The 18,495-nt window shown below is 40.7% G+C and carries 15 protein-coding genes; 4 read left to right on the plus strand and 11 right to left on the minus strand.

What is annotated here, in order from left to right; all coding sequences use genetic code 11:
- The first annotated feature begins 5 nt into the window (after positions 1-5).
- Positions 6-464: a GNAT family N-acetyltransferase gene (locus HJP15_RS12985; protein ID WP_054204758.1), complete on the plus strand. Its 459-nt coding sequence runs from the start codon at positions 6-8 to the stop codon at positions 462-464.
- Positions 465-539: 75 nt separating this feature from the next.
- Here HJP15_RS12985 and HJP15_RS12990 read toward each other — a convergent pair whose 3' ends face one another.
- Positions 540-980: a DUF4826 family protein gene (locus HJP15_RS12990; RefSeq protein ID WP_054204759.1), complete on the minus strand. Its 441-nt coding sequence runs from the start codon at positions 978-980 to the stop codon at positions 540-542.
- A gap of 263 nt (positions 981-1,243) precedes the next feature.
- Between HJP15_RS12990 and HJP15_RS12995 the strand changes: the two genes are divergently transcribed.
- Positions 1,244-2,203: a HEAT repeat domain-containing protein gene (locus tag HJP15_RS12995; RefSeq protein WP_170173943.1), complete on the plus strand. Its 960-nt coding sequence runs from the start codon at positions 1,244-1,246 to the stop codon at positions 2,201-2,203.
- A gap of 41 nt (positions 2,204-2,244) precedes the next feature.
- Here the strand turns inward: HJP15_RS12995 and HJP15_RS13000 are convergent, their stop codons facing one another.
- The 4 genes from HJP15_RS13000 to HJP15_RS13015 all read right to left on the minus strand — a co-directional run bounded on the left by HJP15_RS13000 (position 2,245) and on the right by HJP15_RS13015 (position 4,827).
- The gene (locus HJP15_RS13000) at positions 2,245-3,036 is read right to left on the minus strand and encodes an SDR family oxidoreductase (protein WP_170173944.1); all 792 of its coding nucleotides are present in this window, start codon (positions 3,034-3,036) and stop codon (positions 2,245-2,247) included.
- A 37-nt stretch (positions 3,037-3,073) separates the two neighbouring features.
- Positions 3,074-3,577: an Mpo1 family 2-hydroxy fatty acid dioxygenase gene (locus tag HJP15_RS13005; RefSeq protein ID WP_054453085.1), complete on the minus strand. Its 504-nt coding sequence runs from the start codon at positions 3,575-3,577 to the stop codon at positions 3,074-3,076.
- Between the two features lie 88 nt (positions 3,578-3,665).
- The gene (locus tag HJP15_RS13010; RefSeq protein ID WP_170173945.1) at positions 3,666-4,085 is read right to left on the minus strand and encodes a hypothetical protein; all 420 of its coding nucleotides are present in this window, start codon (positions 4,083-4,085) and stop codon (positions 3,666-3,668) included.
- 64 nt (positions 4,086-4,149) lie between these two features.
- Entirely contained in the window at positions 4,150-4,827 is a 678-nt protein-coding gene (locus HJP15_RS13015) for a Crp/Fnr family transcriptional regulator (protein WP_054204764.1), read from the minus strand.
- A gap of 51 nt (positions 4,828-4,878) precedes the next feature.
- Here HJP15_RS13015 and HJP15_RS13020 point away from each other — a divergent pair, with 51 nt between their 5' ends.
- Entirely contained in the window at positions 4,879-6,213 is a 1,335-nt protein-coding gene (locus HJP15_RS13020) for an amidohydrolase (RefSeq protein WP_169327415.1), read from the plus strand.
- A 53-nt stretch (positions 6,214-6,266) separates the two neighbouring features.
- Complete coding sequence (locus HJP15_RS13025) at positions 6,267-6,893, plus strand: trimeric intracellular cation channel family protein (RefSeq protein ID WP_054204766.1); 627 nt, start codon at positions 6,267-6,269, stop codon at positions 6,891-6,893.
- Between the two features lie 571 nt (positions 6,894-7,464).
- Here the strand turns inward: HJP15_RS13025 and HJP15_RS13030 are convergent.
- The 6 genes from HJP15_RS13030 to recC all read right to left on the minus strand — a co-directional run bounded on the left by HJP15_RS13030 (position 7,465) and on the right by recC (position 18,365).
- The gene (locus HJP15_RS13030; protein WP_170173956.1) at positions 7,465-7,845 is read right to left on the minus strand and encodes a GNAT family N-acetyltransferase; all 381 of its coding nucleotides are present in this window, start codon (positions 7,843-7,845) and stop codon (positions 7,465-7,467) included.
- Positions 7,846-8,287: 442 nt separating this feature from the next.
- A complete protein-coding gene (locus HJP15_RS13035) occupies positions 8,288-8,845 on the minus strand; it encodes a GNAT family N-acetyltransferase (RefSeq protein ID WP_064435390.1) in 558 nt (185 codons plus the stop codon).
- Positions 8,846-8,985: 140 nt separating this feature from the next.
- Complete coding sequence (locus tag HJP15_RS13040; RefSeq protein ID WP_054453096.1) at positions 8,986-9,324, minus strand: hypothetical protein; 339 nt, start codon at positions 9,322-9,324, stop codon at positions 8,986-8,988.
- Positions 9,325-9,473: 149 nt separating this feature from the next.
- On the minus strand, positions 9,474-11,426 hold the full coding sequence (gene recD, locus HJP15_RS13045; RefSeq protein ID WP_170173946.1) for an exodeoxyribonuclease V subunit alpha: 1,953 nt from the start codon (positions 11,424-11,426) through the stop codon (positions 9,474-9,476).
- A complete protein-coding gene (recB, locus tag HJP15_RS13050; protein WP_170173947.1) occupies positions 11,423-15,052 on the minus strand; it encodes an exodeoxyribonuclease V subunit beta in 3,630 nt (1,209 codons plus the stop codon). The genes recD and recB overlap by 4 nt, the downstream gene beginning before the upstream one ends.
- Positions 15,039-18,365: an exodeoxyribonuclease V subunit gamma gene (gene recC / locus HJP15_RS13055; RefSeq protein ID WP_170173948.1), complete on the minus strand. Its 3,327-nt coding sequence runs from the start codon at positions 18,363-18,365 to the stop codon at positions 15,039-15,041. The genes recB and recC overlap by 14 nt, the downstream gene beginning before the upstream one ends.
- Positions 18,366-18,495 lie beyond the last annotated feature (130 nt).

Raw genomic sequence — 18,495 nt, forward strand, 5'->3', positions numbered from 1 at the left:
TTTCTATGAGCTATCATATCAACAAGGTAGAATGGGATAAAGGCAAGGACTTATTACAACATATAAGAGAACGGGTATTTGTATGTGAATTACATATACCCAAACACATCGAGTTTGATAGTCTCGACCGGTCTGCTTATCACATACTTGTTACAGATGATGCGCAAACACCCGTCGCAACAGGGCGATTATGCAAAGACGGCTTAATTGGCCGTATAGCCGTGTTACCAGAGCATCGTAATCGTTCAGTATATAAATCTTTACTTACCTATATTGTCAATCTCGCACAGCAGCAAGGCTGCGAACGAGTAAGCATTAATTGTATTTTAAATGAAGTAGAACGTTTTAAACGTAATGGCTTTGAACAACAAGGCCATGTTTTTATGGAAGCAGGAATACCTAGGCAGCGAATGCAGTGCCCTATAAATCTATTTGATACTAAGCCATTTACTTTAGTACATTAATTAATACGAGTTATTTTATTGCCACTAGCTTAAAATAACTCGTATGCTTCTAGGGAATATTGGGTTTATATTTTACTATTTTGGCTCGTTAACCCACAGCTCTTCTTTTTCGTACATTTCATAGAGTCCATGCGCACGGTTTACTAACAAATTAGCAAAGTCGACGGACGTTTTATCATTTCCTGCTGTTTCTAAAAGCTGGTCCGCTTTTAACTGCCATTGAAACGAAAAATATCTTAAAGCGTCGCGTGCATTTTCTGCAGCCGATGCCAACGCATGATCTGTAGGTAAGCGACCCGTGATCACCCAATAATTTTTACCATCTTGAGCCTTAAATTTCCACAATGCACACAATGGCGCAATAAAGCGGCTTTCTTTCTCAAACAAACTTTTTGGCATTACGCCTTTTTCAGCTAAATGCTTTTGTGCATTTTGAAAACACGTTCGCTGCCACTGAATATTCTCTTGCTGTGCTTGTTCTTCTGGCGTTAAGTCTTTTACTTGTTTTTGTTCCATAACATTTAATTCTCTTTTACAACATGATGACACTTTAATTCTATATAATTATCGGCGCAAGTAGAAACGATCAATTTCCTTTGCTATTTAGTGTCAAATTAATATCGTATCGCGCTATTAATTCGAATTCTTACTAAAAATTTTAGTGGAGCACTGTTACGGCCTCATTTCTATTCGCTAAATCACAGATTGCATTTTATTCCGTTTAAATTAATAATACTGCTCCCCAAGCGGGAACATCATAACTATAAAATGGAATATGTATGAAAAATCTAATTAAAACAACACTTCTAGCCACTACTTTCGCCGCTATTCAAGGCTGTGCTCCAAGCAGTTATAAAATTACTGCACCTGTAACATCAACCAATCAGTATCAAGTTGATAATGTAACTACACATAACCTTAATTTCTCAGATAAAAGAGACACAAGCACAACACCATTTAATCACGGTGTGCTAAAAGCTGATTTAATCCTCGACAACCAACCTCTTGCTCCCGTTGAGTTTTTACAAAAAAATGTGCTTCTTGAGCTACAGGCCCGTGGGTTACCTGCAAGTGTATTAGATACAAGCGACACTGAAATCCGTATCAATAAATTAAATATGCGCAATCATAGAACCAATACGTATACGCCTTTTATTACTTTTACTATGCTCAGTGCAGATATTATTACACCTGAAAATACCCAGCGTGTTGCTGTGTATGTAAAACGCGGTAAAGTGCCAGTGTGGAGCTTTGACGAGATTATTGAGCCTACTTTAAATCAGCCTATGGATGTTTTAGTCAAGGAGCTATCGGCTAAAATTAACCGAGCACTATACAAGCAACAACTATCGAATGCTGATGTACAAACTCTTATTAGTAAAATTAAAGCTAACTTAGATAAAGATATTACTTACCTTGATGTTTATCAATTAGGCTTCTCAAATAACCCAACCGCTATTGATTATCTTGTTGAACTAACTAAACATGATGGTGAATATATACGTTTAGCTGCTATCTCATCACTAGGTAACATGCAATCAGTTGCACATTTTCAATTACTAAAAGACCTCTATGAAAACAGTAAAACTTGGTCTGACCGTGCTATGGCATTAAAAGCAATTGGCGATTTAAATACAGATCAAAGTCGCTCTTTTTTAGCTGAAGCTCAAGCTGGTCTTAATAAGAAAAATAGCAAAGAGACCCTTTGGACAACTGAATTAATTAATTTATACCTATAAGAATATAGGTTATACGAGTAAACAATGTGTTTACTCGTCTTTTATCGGTAGTTCTTTTTCGCTGTCATACGGTTAAAAAAGCCTGGAAAGAAACGCTTAATGGTTGGAGCCCAGCCACTTATCCCCTCTCCAACAACGACTTCATCTTTACGTTTGGCTATGGCACTAATCATCTGCTTTACCGCAGCGGTTACAGCCATGCCATTTTCAATTGACTCTTCTGCTTTATTTTGTGCAACTCCATACTCATTAAGTGAGTTATGAGCAATCGCGGTTTTTATCGAGCCAGGGCAAATCGTCAAGCAATGAATATTTTTATCGGCAACTTCTGCTCGCAGGCAATCCATAAACCCAACAACTGCGTATTTAGAGCCTGAGTAACCCGTTCTAAATTTAGAGCCTACTTTACCCGCCACACTACTTATCGACACTACAGAGCCGCTACCTTGAACAACCATACTTGGTAACACCGCTTTTGTAAGCGCAATTAAACCAAAGTAATTAACTTCCATAAGTTGGCGATACACGGCAAAGTCATTTTCTAAAAATAAACTACGCTGCGATACACCACTATTATTAATTAAAATGTCAACTTTACCAATATCAGCCATGTTAGTTGTTACATATTCAAGTACCTGCTCAGGCTGTGATAAATCAAGTGGGATCACTTTATGCTGCCCTGGCGGTAATTGATCACAAAGTTGCTTGAGCTTATCGGTACTTCTTGCTGATAAAATTATATTAGCGCCTAAGTGTGAAAATTGTATTGCTAATTCTTTACCAATTCCTGATGATGCACCGGTGATCCACACAGTCTTATTATGAAAGTTCATATTCTACCTATGATTTTAATTATTATGGTTTTGATTATTAAGGTTTTGTAGGACCCGCTATATCGCTGATCTGCTGCTCTAGCTCTTGGTATAATCCAAGTAGAAAAAGTGCTTCAACTAACACAAATAACGGTCCGATTATCAATCCAATTAAATCATCAACAAAAGCCGGTTTTTTGCCTTCATAATAATGGCCAATAAACTGTAGTACCCAGCCAAATACAAAAGTACCGATACTCATAATCAGCCAACTATTTAAACTGAGGCTCGCAACGGGCACTGCTGCAATAGTCATTAGTATTAGAATAGCCGCCATTATCAAACCCAATGACATACTCAGCGTTAAGTAATAAATCACACTAGCCAATACAAAAATATCGGCACCACTAATAACATACTCAGCAAAAGGTAGCTGAATACGCGCTAATAAGCACAGTACCGCAAAAATAATTAATGGGATCCCAAAAAAATGTGTAATTACATTTCGTCTTGAACGATGATACAAGCCGTAGTTGCCTAATTGCTGTTGAAGTGTTTTCATTCTGCTGCTCTATAAAAATGCCTTACTCATAACTTTAGCACCTTACATGACGCAACAATGTCTGCTACCCGACATTTTAAAATTCCTTTTACACAAATGCGCTTATAATTTTCCCTTTATCGTGATCCGGTGTCTTAGATTGTAGCTCACGGCCCTTTTGGTACTCTTGTTCAAGCATCGTTTGAAGCGCTTCCATTTTTTTAGCTAAATCTTTGCTATCACCGCCTTGCTCTTGAATTTGCTCAGCCAATTTTTCAATGGCCGCTTTGAGCTCATCAATTTTTTCTTTATCGACCCCTAAACGTTGATAAATAAGGGTCTCTTTTGCTTCATCTAAAAATTTTTTTTCATAGGATGGATTTTTAAGCCGGCTAGCCGCATCAGGTTGGCTAGTATTTGCCACCTCAGGCAAAGCCGTTGCCGCTTTAGGATGGGCAATAGTTTTTACTTGAACGGGTGCACTATATGGCTCTGTGCGGTACTGATTATTAAAAGTAAGTGAGGTCATTATTTCAAATCCATTGAGTGTATGCATTTACGAAGCAAGTTTAACGCCAACAGACTTAAAGGGTTTAATGCGCGAGTAAAGCCAACTCTTTCTTATTAAGAATTTCAATACGCTGATAGTGCAAAGAAATAAGCTTTTTTTCGCTTAATATTTGTAGTATTTGATTAATTGTTTGACGTGTTAGATAGGTCATATCTGCTAGTTGTTGCTGCGATAACATAATCGTTGCTTTATTGCTGCTTAAAGGCACTGCTACGGCCATCATAGCAAGACGTTTACATACTTTTTGCTGTGCAGTTAATAGCGCATGATCTTCGAGTGAACTAAACAATAGCCGTATTTTTTGTGATAGCAATATACCAAAATCATGCCAGTAAATCGGGTTTAGTGCTAACAATTGGATCAGTGCGCGATGTGGTATATGCAGCAATCTAACCTGTGTTTGTGCATATACATCATGCGTACGTAGTCCGCCATCAAATAGAGCAACTTCACCAAACCAAATAGCAGGATCGATAAAACTAAGCACCGCCTCCTTACCTTCACCATTAACGCCACTAACTCGCATAACTCCGGCAAGTACCGCATATAAGCCACTATTAGCCTCACCTCGGTGAAAAAGCGCATCAGCTGCATTTAATTCAATTATTTTTGCTGACGATAATAAAGCGAGTTGCAATTCATTTGATCGACTACTAAACCAGCCCCCTTGATTGATTATCGCACGATCCTGTTCATTCATTGTACTTTGCTCTACATTGGTGTTAATCAACAAATAATAAAAGGGATTGTCATGTTACACAAAATTATTTACAGCAGTTTATTGCTATGTGCTTTATCCTCGCCATGTTTGGCTGCCGATCTTAATGATGGTATAAACAAAAAACTAAAAAAAGCCAACCACAGTGTTAGCGAAAAAGTCATCACTTGGCGCCGTCATTTACATCAATACCCAGAGCTTAGTAATCGGGAATTTGAAACCGCAAAATACATAACTAAGCACTTAAAATCACTCGGTCTTGAAGTACAAACAGGCGTTGCTCACACCGGTGTCGTCGCCAAATTAAAAGGTGGCAAAAAAGGTCCTTTAGTCGCATTGCGCGCTGATATGGATGCCCTACCAGTCACTGAATTGGTAGACTTACCCTTTGCATCTACTCAAACCTCAACTTACCGTGGTAATAAAGTGGGTGTAATGCACGCCTGTGGTCATGATAACCATGTCGCCATTTTAATGGCCGTAGCCGAATCACTCGTTAAAATTCAAGATGCGTTAGCCGGTGATGTACTTTTTATATTTCAGCCAGCTGAAGAAGGCGCTCCTGAAGGTGAAGAAGGTGGCGCAGAGCTGATGTTGAAAGAAGGTTTATTTAAGCTAAAACCAGCTGCTGTCTTTGGCTTGCATGTAACCAGTTCACTTAACACAGGTAAAATTGGCTTTCGTGAAGGCCCCCTTATGGCCAGTGAAGATTCATTCACAATTAACGTACAAGGTCGCCAAACTCATGGTTCTCGTCCTTGGAATGGGGTAGATCCGATTGTAACGTCATCACAAATCATTATGGCCACCCAAACTATTTCATCTCGCCAAGTGGATGTTACAAAAGCGCCGTCGGTGATCTCGTTTGGTGCAATTAACGGTGGCGTCCGTTCAAACATCATTCCTGATAGTGTTGAACTCATTGGTACTATACGTACTTTTGACCAAACGATGCGAGCCGATATTAAAAAACGTTTAGTGAAAACCGCTGAGCTTGTTGCTGAATCAGCAGGCGCTAAAGCTGATGTGCATATTAACCACGGCTATCCGGTTACAGTTAATGATGTTCAACTTACCCAACTAATGACCCCAACACTTGAAAAAGTAGCTGGTGCAGACAATATTATTACAACGGATTTAATTACAGGAGCCGAAGATTTTAGTTATTACGCCTTAGAGACCCCTGGATTGTTTTTCTTTTTAGGTGTAACGCCACAAGGTAAAAATGCAAAAAGCGCAGCGAGTAACCATTCACCACAATTTTATGCCGACGAAAAAGCCCTGCAATTAGGGGTAAATGCAATGACGAACTTGGTTGTGGATTTTTTTGCAAAAACGCATGACGTTACGCATATTCAGGAAGAATAAATTTTTACTGCGTTAGTATCTCGCACTATTAATAAATGAAAAAGAGACACATAGTGACATCAGACTACTTTCATTTTTTAAGTTTAATTGGGGTCGCCTTTTTCGCAATCTCTGGGACATTAATGGGTCATGAAAAAAACATTGGTGGCTTTGGGGTGGTTGTGGTTGGTTCCGTTACCGCACTTGGCGGTGGTACACTTCGTGATGTGCTATTAAACCAACCCGTTTTTTGGATAACGCAACCAGATTATTTATACGCTACATATGGTGCAATTTTTATTGCTGTTATATTTATTCGCCACTTACCTGACGTATCGAATTATTATATGCTCCTCGTCGACGCAATCGGCATGGCTATATTCAACATTGTCGGTATTGAAAAATCTCTTCTTGAAGGCACAACCATGTTAGTCGCCATTACTATGGGTATGACCACTGGCATATTTGGCGGCTTAATGCGTGATGTTATTTGCCGAGAAGTCCCCTTGGTTATGCGCGATGAGCTTTACTCAACCGCCTGTTTTTGTGGTGGTTTGACCTACGCCGGATTCTTTTTACTCAATGTATCTTATATATGGTGTATTGTGGGCTCATTATTCATCACCGTGTTTTTAAGGCTAGGTGCTCTGCATTGGGGTTGGCAACCTAATATATTTAGAAAAAGGACGCCCAGAAAATAATTTGCAAGACTATCAAAATGCATGGACTATCTGTAAGTCGGGATTTATTCCAATGAATGTTTAAATGATAAATTCACTCTATTTTGGCTACCTTTATTAGGGTATGCTGACCTTTCAAGGTTGAATTTGCAGCAGCCTGTTTGATACTGTCTCGCGCTGCGATTAAATCGCCCCGCGGTTGAACGAATTTTAATCCGCAAAGGTCAACAGACCCTAAACTCAGGCTTCAATAATTCATAGCATTTTAAGTCATGATATTCATTTTTCCAGTAGCCACTTGCCCTACGGATACCTTCCTCTTTAAAGCCAAGCTTTTTTAATACAGATTCTGACGCACCATTACCAAACAAATACCCAAACCACCTCAAGATACAGAATTCAGCGTTTCACAGGGGCTTAATATCAAGGCGTTATTTTGTAAGAATGGCCATCCCTTTTAAGAAGTAACAACGCAGAGAGTAAGTCCCTGTGAAACGCCCAAAGGGTTGGTTTAAAAGTGATTTATTCTGCGTTATTGATTTTAACAATAGAACCACTATTACTTGCAATCAATGCCTTGTCTAAATCGCTTTTAATTCCAACTGAAACTCGCATCTTGAGGTGGTTTGGGTATAGTCTCGGCTTGAACCCTATAAAGTTCACCAAATGGTAGCTGATCAGAAAAGGCCGAATAAATAATCTTGTGCAAGGCTTGCGTAGCATAGCCATAACCCCAATGCTTGGAAGATAACTCGTAGCCTATCCCCGCATTTTTCATCTTTTGGTTCCATGAATTAAAGCCGCAAGTACCAATTAACTTTCCGGTATCTTTTCTGCGAATGCCCCAACGAATACCCACACCTTCAATAAAGCGATTGTTGAAGAATTCAATTAATTTTAAAGATTGCTCTAGGGCGTGTTGACCTTTCGTGATTGATTTTGCAGCAGTATGTTTGGTATTTAGGCAAGGCAGCGCCTATGTCGTGTGGTTGTTCCCCATAAATAGGCGATAACGCAGTATAAATGCCAAACATGCGCTGCCCAAAGGGTTCTTCCTAGGGGCGATTGACTCTTTGTTGCTCGGTTTTTACTTAGCCCGCTAGGTTACAAACCTCGCGCCGCGATTAAATCGCCCCTAGGTTGAAAAAATTTCAATCCACAAAGGTCAACGCGCCCTTGGGCGTGTTGACCTTTCGTGATTGATTTTGCAGCTGTATGTTTGGTTTTTAGGCAAGGCAGAGCCTATGTCGTGTGGTTATTCCCCATAAATAGGCGATAACGCAGCATAAATGCCAAACATGCGCTGCCCTCTGGGTTCTTTCCAGGGACAATTAACTCTTTGTTGCTCGGTTTTTACTTAGCCCACTAGGTTACAAACCTCGCGCCGCGGTTGAACGAATTTTAATCCGTAAAGGTCAACTGACCCTAAACTCAGGCTTCAATAATCCATAGCATTTTAAGTCATGATATTCATTCTTCCAGTAGCCACTTGCCCTACGGATACCTTCCTCTTTAAAGCCAAGCTTTTTTAATACAGATTCTGACGCACCATTACCAAGCATAGTCTCGGCTTGAACCCTATAAAGTTCACCAAATGGTAGCTGATCAGAAAAGGCCGAATCAATAATCTTGTGCAAGGCTTGCGTAGCATAGCCATAACCCCAATGCTTGGAAGATAACTCGTAGCCTATCCCCGCATTTTTCATCTTTTGGTTCCATGAATTAAAGCCGCAAGTACCAATTAACTTTCCGGTATCTTTTCTGCGAATGCCCCAACGAATACCCACACCTTCAATAAAGCGATTGTTGAAGAATTCAATTAATTTTAAGGATTGCCCTAGTGAATCATAAGTGTCTATATCGTAGAACTTAGTGACGCTTTTATCTGAAAAAATATCTAATAAACCCTGACTATCATCCCCTGACAGCTGAGTAAGCATTAAACGAGATGTTTCTAACTCTGGGAAGTTCATCTTATACCCTCTATGAAATATAACGAGCCAGCATCTACAGGCTATGCTGTGCTATAGGTCGGGATTTATCCCGAAAGTTTTTAAGCTAAAGCTTAACCTGCAAGGTCAACTTAACATCAATGCAAATTCTGAATTTGTTCCTATTTTATTGGCTTCGAGCATCTTTTAACTTTAAGAAAACCAATAATATAAATGACCATATAAAAAGCATACATACCAAGCTTCTCCCCCCACGTAGCGTGTGAAAACGAACCGAATAAACGAATGTAATCATTAATAATTAACATTCCAACACACACTACTATGGCGGTCGTTTTGAAGTAGAAATCACCAGTGCGCTTAATTGTTGCTATTGAGGTAACTAACATCACCAGAGATAGGTAAAAAGCTAATAATGACATTGCCCCTGGTACAAAACTTGGTGCCAAAGCAAGAATTGCAATAACTATTGAAAACCAGCCTAAAATTTTGATAAGCACATACTCCTTTAAAAATAACTTAAAAATGATAAATTCACCGGATAATAAGCATTCTAGCAAGCCCTTTAACTCAATAAATTAAACATCGCACAATCACAGCTAAAGCAGGTTCTTAAGCTATCAATTCAACGCGAGCCAAATTTACCGCTTTACTTTAACCGCTCATACAACCCTGATGCCCGACTCACTGATTTAGCCATGGCTTTGAGCAGTACTTTTTTGTCGGCCACCAGCTCGAAGGTGTTTTTAGCGCGGGTGATGCCGGTATAAACTAGTTGACGGTTAATACCCGCTGTGGCTTGGTTCTCTGGCGGCAGTACCATGGCGGTGTAAGCAAACTCAGATCCTTGTGATTTATGAATCGTCATTACATATACTTTATCGTGGGCTGGGAGTCTGGCAGGTGAAAATGCGCGTTGATTTCCTTGCTCATCAATAAATACCGCTTTGAGTTGCTCACTTTCATCCAAAAGTAAAATACCAATATCGCCGTTAAATAGCTTAAGTTGGTAGTCATTTTGCGCAATCATAATGGGCATACCCACGTAATGCCGTTGATTTGGGTGTACATTGATCTGACCTTGGAGATGTAGTTGCTTTTCAATACGCTGATTTAATGTATTAACACCATAATCGCCCTCGCGCACTGCGGCTAAAAGCTGATAACTTGCAAATGCTTTATGGATCTCGACAGGGCTTGCCTGCTCTTTTATCAGCGTAAGGTAATGAGCGTATTTACTGGCAGCGCTTTGTACTAGCTTTTCAACAGGTTTACTGACTATGTCATAATCTAAAATCACATCATTAAACTGGCCACTATTAATCTCCTGTTCTACATACTTAAGCTTACCGCTGTTATTGGTATTAACAGCCAAAGCCAACTGACCAATGCCACTTTGCGCTGTAAAACGATAGCTGTGCTGTAAAAATGCAATGCAATCGGCCAATTTAAATTCACTCTTGCCACCAGTTAATTGTGGTTCGTTATCAAAACACACATTATTTAATTCAGCGCAGCGCGCTTGTGAGTAGTTTGGTGTTTGACCAAGCACTAAACCTTGGCATAAATCGCTCATAACACTGCCGGTATCAACGGAGGCTAACTGATCTTTGTCACCTAGTAAAATTAAGCGCGCGTGATTTGGTAAGGCTTCAATTAACTTTGCCATTAGCGATAAATCAACCATCGACGCTTCATCAATGATCAACACATCTAAGTGCAAAGGGTTTTTCCTATTATGCCTAAATTTATTCGTAAAAGGTTTTACGCCGAGCAAACGGTGAATTGTTTGCGCGCTTTCAGGGACAAGCGGCTCAACAGCTGCGGGGATCACATCTTTAAGCTGCTGTTTTGCACCTAAAATTGATTCGCTCAATCGTGCGGCGGCTTTACCTGTGGGCGCCACCAGCTTAATACTCAGCGGCGCACTTTGGTAAAGCGATTGTAAAATTGCCAGTAGCTTGGTGACTGTGGTGGTTTTACCTGTACCAGGACCGCCGGTGATCACACTAAAGCCTTTGGTAGCGGCCATTGCACAGGCCACTTTTTGCCAATCGAGTCCCTCTTTGGGTGCTGATTGTATAGGAAAGTAATCACTGAGTAGCCGAGTAAGCGACTGATTATCAATATCAATTTCACGTTCACTCAGTGTTAGCAAACGTGAGGCTAAGGTGTGTTCATACCCAGCTAAACGCGAAAAATATAGCCGCTGCTGAAGTAATTTCAGTGGTTTATCATCGCCGACACTTTGATGATTTTGCAGGCACTGTAAAGCAGATTCTGTAGTGAAGTCGTCACTAAATGGGCTGACTCGATCAGGGATTGTTCCCGCTAGTTTGGTAAAGTCACTTTGGCGTAAATTAAATGGGTTTCGCCAGTCAATACCTGTTAGATCTAAGCAGCTGTGCTGACTTTGGCCAGATAAGCACAATAACAAAATAAGATAATACGCATCTGTTTTACCCTGCTCTTGTATCGCATCACACAGTAAATCTGCCAGTTTTATATCGACCATACGAATACGGTTTTCATCTAATAAGTAATCAAGTAGGGGGACTGTTTGCACCTCAGCGCTTGAACGTTCAGTAGTCAGTTGAATCATAGCTGCTCTCCTTCACTGGCGACTTGATTATTCACATTAGCTTGTAACGTACCTTGACTGAAAAGCCCATCAAGAATAAGTACTTGCTCGGTTGTAAGCTTTTTAAAATACACGCCTTTGCCGTCACTCATGCCTCGCAAGAAGGTGTAATATACGCCGCCTAAATGCGTTTCAATCGAATAATTGGCAATACGCTGTTTGAGGAGTCGATGCAATGCCACCGTGTATATTAAGTACTGTAAATGGTATTGGTGGCTGCTCATCGCTTGCTCAAGCGAGTCTTGCTCATAATCACTGGGTTCACTGCCTAAGTAATTTGATTTGTAATCTAAAATATAATACTGCTCGTTATGGCAAAAAATTAAATCGACAAAGCCTTTGAGTAACCCTTTTACATGATAAAAATCAAGCCTGCTTTGGGTAAAACCAAAGTACTTAATGAGGACCTCGTTTAAACTTTTTGCACTTAAACTACTAAGCGGTAAGTTAAACTCCATTTCTACAAGACATTGGTTTGGTGACAACGTGCTTAAACTTAACCCAGTGTTGTTAAGCGGGCAATTTAACGCATTGAGTATCCATTGTTCAGTGGTATGTTGCCACTGCTCGCTAATATGGTATTTATCTAAGCTGCGCGCGACTACTTGCGCTAAATCTTGCTCATCATTTAACGGGTGCTGCTCTGGGCTAGTAAAATCAATTTGCTCAAAAATTTCATGTAAACAACTACCTGGTTTTGCCCCTTTAGGAAAACTATACGGTGATTGAATCTCAGTTTGCGCATCAAGTAGCTGCGATGCAAAGTCGTCTGTTTCATGATCTTCATCACTGCGCCCTGGAGCAATGTGGTCGCTATGCTTTTTAAAACTCAATGCACTAAAGCTGGTTGCTCGCCAATCACGCTCTATGGTTGCACGAACATGGTTTACTTCAAGTGTTTGCCCTTCAAGCTCGCTTGATAAAAGCGTCAGTGTGCCCTGTGTTTGTAGTTCTTCACTGGTAAATTGCGCATAGTGCATCGCGCTATTTTGCTCGCAAAACTCATTTAAATGTGTCCGCCACACTAAACTGCTCGTTATATCAAGCCCGGCAAATAGTACATGCCCTAATGAGCTACTTTGAATGGCCAAACGACTGCTTTGCCCTTGCCCTAAGTTGTACATACCAATTGCACAACAATGAACAGCGCGTGTTAATGCCACATATAACAAGCGTAAATCTTCCGCTAGGCGCTCTTTTTCAGCTTCTTGTAACGCATCGTCATTTTTACTTAAATCATAAATGAGTTGACCCTCTTTATGATAAAGCGCGTCTTTTGTTTCGCGGTAACCGCTTGCAAAAGGCATAAAGACCAGTGGATATTCAAGCCCTTTTGACGCATGCATAGTGACTATTTTTACTAAATTAGCGTCGCTTTCAAGACGAACTTGAACCGCTTCACCGTCTTGTTGACTCACCTTTTGTGCAAACCAGCGCAATAAACGCAATGTCCCTTCAAGCTCAATTTGTTTTTGCTGAAGTATTTCGCCTAAGTGGCGAAAGTCGGTAAGCCAGCGTTCAACGTTATACCCTAAGCCTTGCCATTTGGCGCTGAGCTGATTATGCGTTAACAACCGTTCAAGCATCGCCATCGCGCCTTGTTTGTGCCAAATAAGACTCAATTGCGCAAAAAAGTTTAAGTGCTCTTGCCATTGCGCTTCATCATCAGCCAATGCATAAATATCGTTATAACTTAGGCAAAATAGCGGTCCTGCTAACACGCCTCGCAGAAGTGACTCATCATACTGGCCATGTAACGCTGATAAAAAGTTAAGTAAATGATGGCTTAATTCTTGGCTAAACACACTTTCACGGGATAAGTACACGCTAGCAATTTTGGCATCACTTAGTGCTTTTTTCATTATTTGTGCTTCAACACGGTCACGCACCAAAATACAAATATCAGCGGCTGTAATTGGCGTTTTACCTATGCATGCGCGCCCTTCTTGCGCCTGCGTTAGTAGCAACACTATTTTATTTGCAAAATGCGCCGCTAGGTGATGTTGCCCAACCCCTTTGTTAGTCGGTTTATTTTTTTCATCGGCAGCGGTGTCTACAAATACACTAAACTCAAATGCTGTCGCTGGTTGTCCATCAATTAAAAATGATTTTTCAGCTTTCTTACCTTGTGCATCAACACGGTTAAACGGGATCGCGTCATTATAAATAAAGCTATTATCGTATTTACTAAATAAACGATTAACACTTTCGACCACATCGTGGCTCGAACGGTAATTTGTACCTAACGTAAATTGCTGATGTGCATCAACAGCGTGTTTTGCGCCTATGTAAGTAAAAATATCTGCGCCCCTAAAGCCATAAATAGCTTGTTTAGGGTCGCCAATCATCGCAAATGTGGTATTTTCCTGCGCATAAATATGGCTAAAAATACCATACTGAATTGGATCCGTATCTTGAAACTCATCAATCATTGCGACAGGGAACAACTGGGCAATTTTTTGTGCCAGTACGTCGCCCTGCTCTGTATTTAGAGCGCCATGCAAATTTGTTAGTAAATCATCAGGGGTAATAACGCTTTGCTCTTGCTTACGTTTAACAATGGCTTTTTTAACCCAACTTGCTGCATGTTGAACAATTGCAATGGCAAGTCCTGAGTTAATCGTGTTATTGAGCGCCGCTAATTGATCAAATTGGATCAATAACGGGTGGGAAAACAAAGGCTGATTTTTTTTATAATTACTTACATCACTTAAATTATCTGTACTCCACACCTCAAATGAGTATTTGCTTGTACCAAATTCAAAAAATTCGTCATCACCAATACAAAATGCTTCAAGTGCGGCTAGGCTACCTTTTCGAGCGGGGGTTTTTGAGCCACTTAAACCAGAGCTTTTAACAGCATTTATAAATTCACTTTCAAGGCATGCTTTTTTAAAGCTAGGCACTTTTGCTAAATAGTGTTCGCGGGCTTGCCACACATCATCCAATTTTATTTGCGGGGTGATCTGCGCATTGCCTTTATTAAGCAAACTTGCTACTTGACTAAATAACGATTCAGGTGCGGCAAATATGTCTAAAATGGCATCCGTTTTTTCTTTATTGAGTGGATACACAAACGCACGCCAAAAATCTTTAATAGTTTCAAGTAATATGTCGCGTTCATCTAAAATAAACTCTAGGTTAAAAGCAACCCCCGATTCAAACGCATGTTGTTTTAACATACGCTGACAAAAACCATGAATGGTAAATATGGCAGCCTCATCCATTGATTTAGCCGCAGCGTCAAGTAAATCAAAAGCGCGGTGTTTATCGTCTATTACGGCTATAACACCGTTAATCAACATGTCATCGGTGTGTTGTCCAAGTAATGCATCGCGGGCGGCGATAATACGTGAACGTACTCGGTCTTTTATTTCTTGGGTGGCGGCATCAGTAAACGTTACTACTAATATTTGCTCAACACTTAAAGGCGTATTTAATGCAGATTGCGGGTCATCCGCGATTTGCATTCCTAATAAATAGCGTAAATATAAACCTGTGATTGTGTAGGTTTTACCAGTACCAGCACTGGCTTCAATCAAGCTTTGTCCGGCAAGTGGCATTGTGAGTGGGTTAAGCGCTTGCATAATCACTCTCCTTTACGTGTGCAAATAATGGGGCGAGTAATTTATCGCTCCAAAGTATAAATTCATCTTGGCAATCAGTGAGTGACTGCGTGGTTAAGCGAATGTAAGGGTTTTCGCCCTCGCCGCGCCCTATGTATTGTGGGCTAAACTTACTGATTGCTTTGTTAATATCGCCGCCTGTTTTTACGTATTCATAACCACTGACCGGAAAAAACGCCACGGGCTCTTTACGCAGTGCGCTATACAAGCTAAACCACTCTTGCAATAATGGGTAAGCGTCGGTTTTATCTATGGGTGCAAAGCTAATTTGTTTATCAAGCCCCAATAAAAGGGTTTCAACACCTTGATCCATACACTGTGCTACAAGATGATAAATAAAGCCTTTTATTAAGTCTTTGGCTTTAATACTGGCACTGCGATAAAACACCTGTTTTTGCTGATAAACATGATTGAGCCACCCTTGTAACTGAGTCGCTGTATTGCCATTATTTAGAATGAGCGCGACTTCAATAGGTTCGTTATTTCCGCCTTTAATGTGCTCTTTAACCTGTCCTGCAAGTGCGTCAACACGATGCTGCATGCTTTCAAAAATTAGCTCCCCCACATTTGCTTGCGGTAATTCACCGCGTTGCAATATTTGCTCACGGCACAGGGGTTGTTCAAAGATCGCGGCTTCGAGTATTTCATCTAAATAAAAGTACCGTCTTAACGCATCTAAACTAAACGGTTCTTCGTCTTTGGCAACTTCGTTAAATTGCGGTAAACGCAGGCCTAAGCTTTGTTGGTAAAAACTCTCTTGGGCGTTACAAACACTGCGAATAAACGCGTCCAGTTCAAGCACATCAGGCGGGCTAATATCAAGCGCTGTAACGGGCTGTTGCGCAATTGCTTGGGCTGGTAGCCATACAGGATTATAGCTGTGATTTGACAGTACACTCTTGCCTGCATTTTCATCACCAACAGCATTCACTTGATAATACTGACTATTAAATGGCTGTAAATGCTGTTTGCTGATCAAGCACTCGGGCAATGTGTGTGCTGAGGGTTCGTCAAACTCAAAACTACGGCCTATGTACTCTAACAGCTCGCTGACCAAGGTTGATGGCATACGTGGTTGGTTATCAAAACACGAACGACCAATATAGCTCATATATAAATTATCGCGGGCGCTCAGTAACGCTTCTAAAAACAGGTAGCGATCATCCAATTTACGTGATCGGTCACCTTTTTGCTTTTTAGAGTAAGGTACTAAATCAAAACCAATCGGTTGCACTGACCGCGGGTAGTCGGCGTCATTTAACCCTAACATGCACACCACTTTAAAAGGCACAGCCCGCATCGGCATTAATGTACAAAAGTTTACTTGGCCTACTAAAAACCGCTGGCCTACGCCTTTTTCTTGTATGCCTTGCTTAATTAAGTAGCTCACTATCCGCTGCGAAACATTGTTCGTGTAATCACCATTTTCATGGTGCTTTTGCAATGACTCAAGAACACTTTGTAACACCAGTAAATCCCAGCTGTCGTCACTTTCACTTTCGTAAATACTCGCGAGCAATTCATTAAGAATATGGGCTTTGTTGGTTAATGTATCATCAGGGGTAAGTAATACTTTAAAACGCTGAAGTACATCAATAAAGTGCACTAATTTATTAAGTGTATCCAGCGCCATGCCTTCGACTTCATCAGCACTGTATATTCCATTAAATGGGCACTGTTCATCTCGCTGTGCAATACCCAGTAATAAGCGATTTAGGCCATGTTGCCAGGTATTTAAATCAATAGCTGGCAAGTCAAAGCTGTGTTTGTGCTGCGCATCAATCCCCCATTTCACTCCTACTCGCTCAAGCCAATATTGAATTTGCTCATACTCATGCGGCTCGACAGCGAACTTTTCAGCTATTTGAGTTACTTGTAATAAATCTAGAATATCTGACACGCCAAAGCGCGAAAACGGTAAATTAGCTAAACTGGCAAATGAACTGAGTACGGGTTTTTCTTGCTCTATGGCTAAATCGGCAAGCGCATATGGAATAAATCGGCTACCTTGTGCGCCACCAAATACAGCTTCAATGTAGGGGCTATAAGTGCCTACATCAGGCATCATTACAATGATATCTTTTGGTGTCAGCGCAGGGTTTTGACTAAATAAATTAAGCAGATAATCGTGCAGTCGCTCAACTTCTCTGAGCGGGGTGTGACAATCACTCAATGTTATACTGGTGTCGCTGGTGCTAACGGGCAACTTACCTTCGTTGTTTATAAACCACGCTTTATTATCAGTGAGCGATTCACCTTTAAATGCGAGCTGGTAAATTTCACTTTGTACTTGCCCAAGTAAGGTGTTGTCAAATACGTCTATAAAGCCATCTATCCAACGGGCATCGCGTTGAATGAGTTGCTCAAAATAATCGCGACCCAGCTTTCCCCACGATGATAGCAAGGGGTTGCCGATAAAATAATAATCTTCATCTGGTTGGGTATGCTTTTTTTGCTGTGCTTCGAGCAGGGGCATTTTTGCATATTTAGCTGCAATTTTTGCCGCCGTTTTTTCATCAATAATATCGCCCCAGTAATGCTCACTGGGATTAAAGAAGAATAAAAAAACCTCGGTTTTTTTACTCAATGCATCAAACACGTCGAGCTGTGAACTGGCAATTGCAGAAATACCAAATAAGCTAATCCGCTTTGGTAATAAACGGCTGTCCATTTTTTCAAGCGCGGCTAGTAACTGTCCCTGCATATTCGCACGATGAAATTGGCTTTGATCAAGCGCTTTGCTTTGCGCAACAATTTTACGCCACAGATCAGGCTGCCACGGCGCGATACCGACATCAACATCGTCAAGCTCATCTTTACCACTATCCCATGTGGCAATCCAGTGCGGTCGATACATTAAGTATTGGTCATACACATCGGCTATTTTTTCGCATAAGGCAAAGGTTTTTTGACCATCCATGTCACCTTCTAAATAGGTTTTGAGCGGTAAATATAATGGCTCATCTATGCAATTAGGTAAAATGGCAAACAGCTTCCACGCAAGGTTTGGCTTATTAAAAGCCGACTCTTTTGGTACATTAGGCAATAATTGCTGATACAACTGCCAAATAAAACTCGACGGCAGCGGAAAGTCTACCTGTGCCGCCACTCCTAAACTTTCGCTTAAGCCAATTTTAAGCCACTGCGACATACCCGGCGATTGCACCAACACCACTTCTTTATCGAATGGGCTTTGTAATGGGTTAACGCTTAAAAGGTGATGAAACTGCGCTTGGAGTGCTTCCATACGATTAGATTGAATAATATTTAGCATTGCGACACTGTCCTTGCTTGAGATAAAAACAGTGTAAGATATTTTCAATTACAGGGGTAGCCATTGTCGCAAATTGGCATTAATAAATCAGGTGGTTAGCTTTAAATTTAAACGCACAGAGCATTGTCGC

The organism is Pseudoalteromonas sp. NEC-BIFX-2020_002 (assembly GCF_013002825.1).
GTDB lineage: Bacteria > Pseudomonadota > Gammaproteobacteria > Enterobacterales > Alteromonadaceae > Pseudoalteromonas > Pseudoalteromonas neustonica.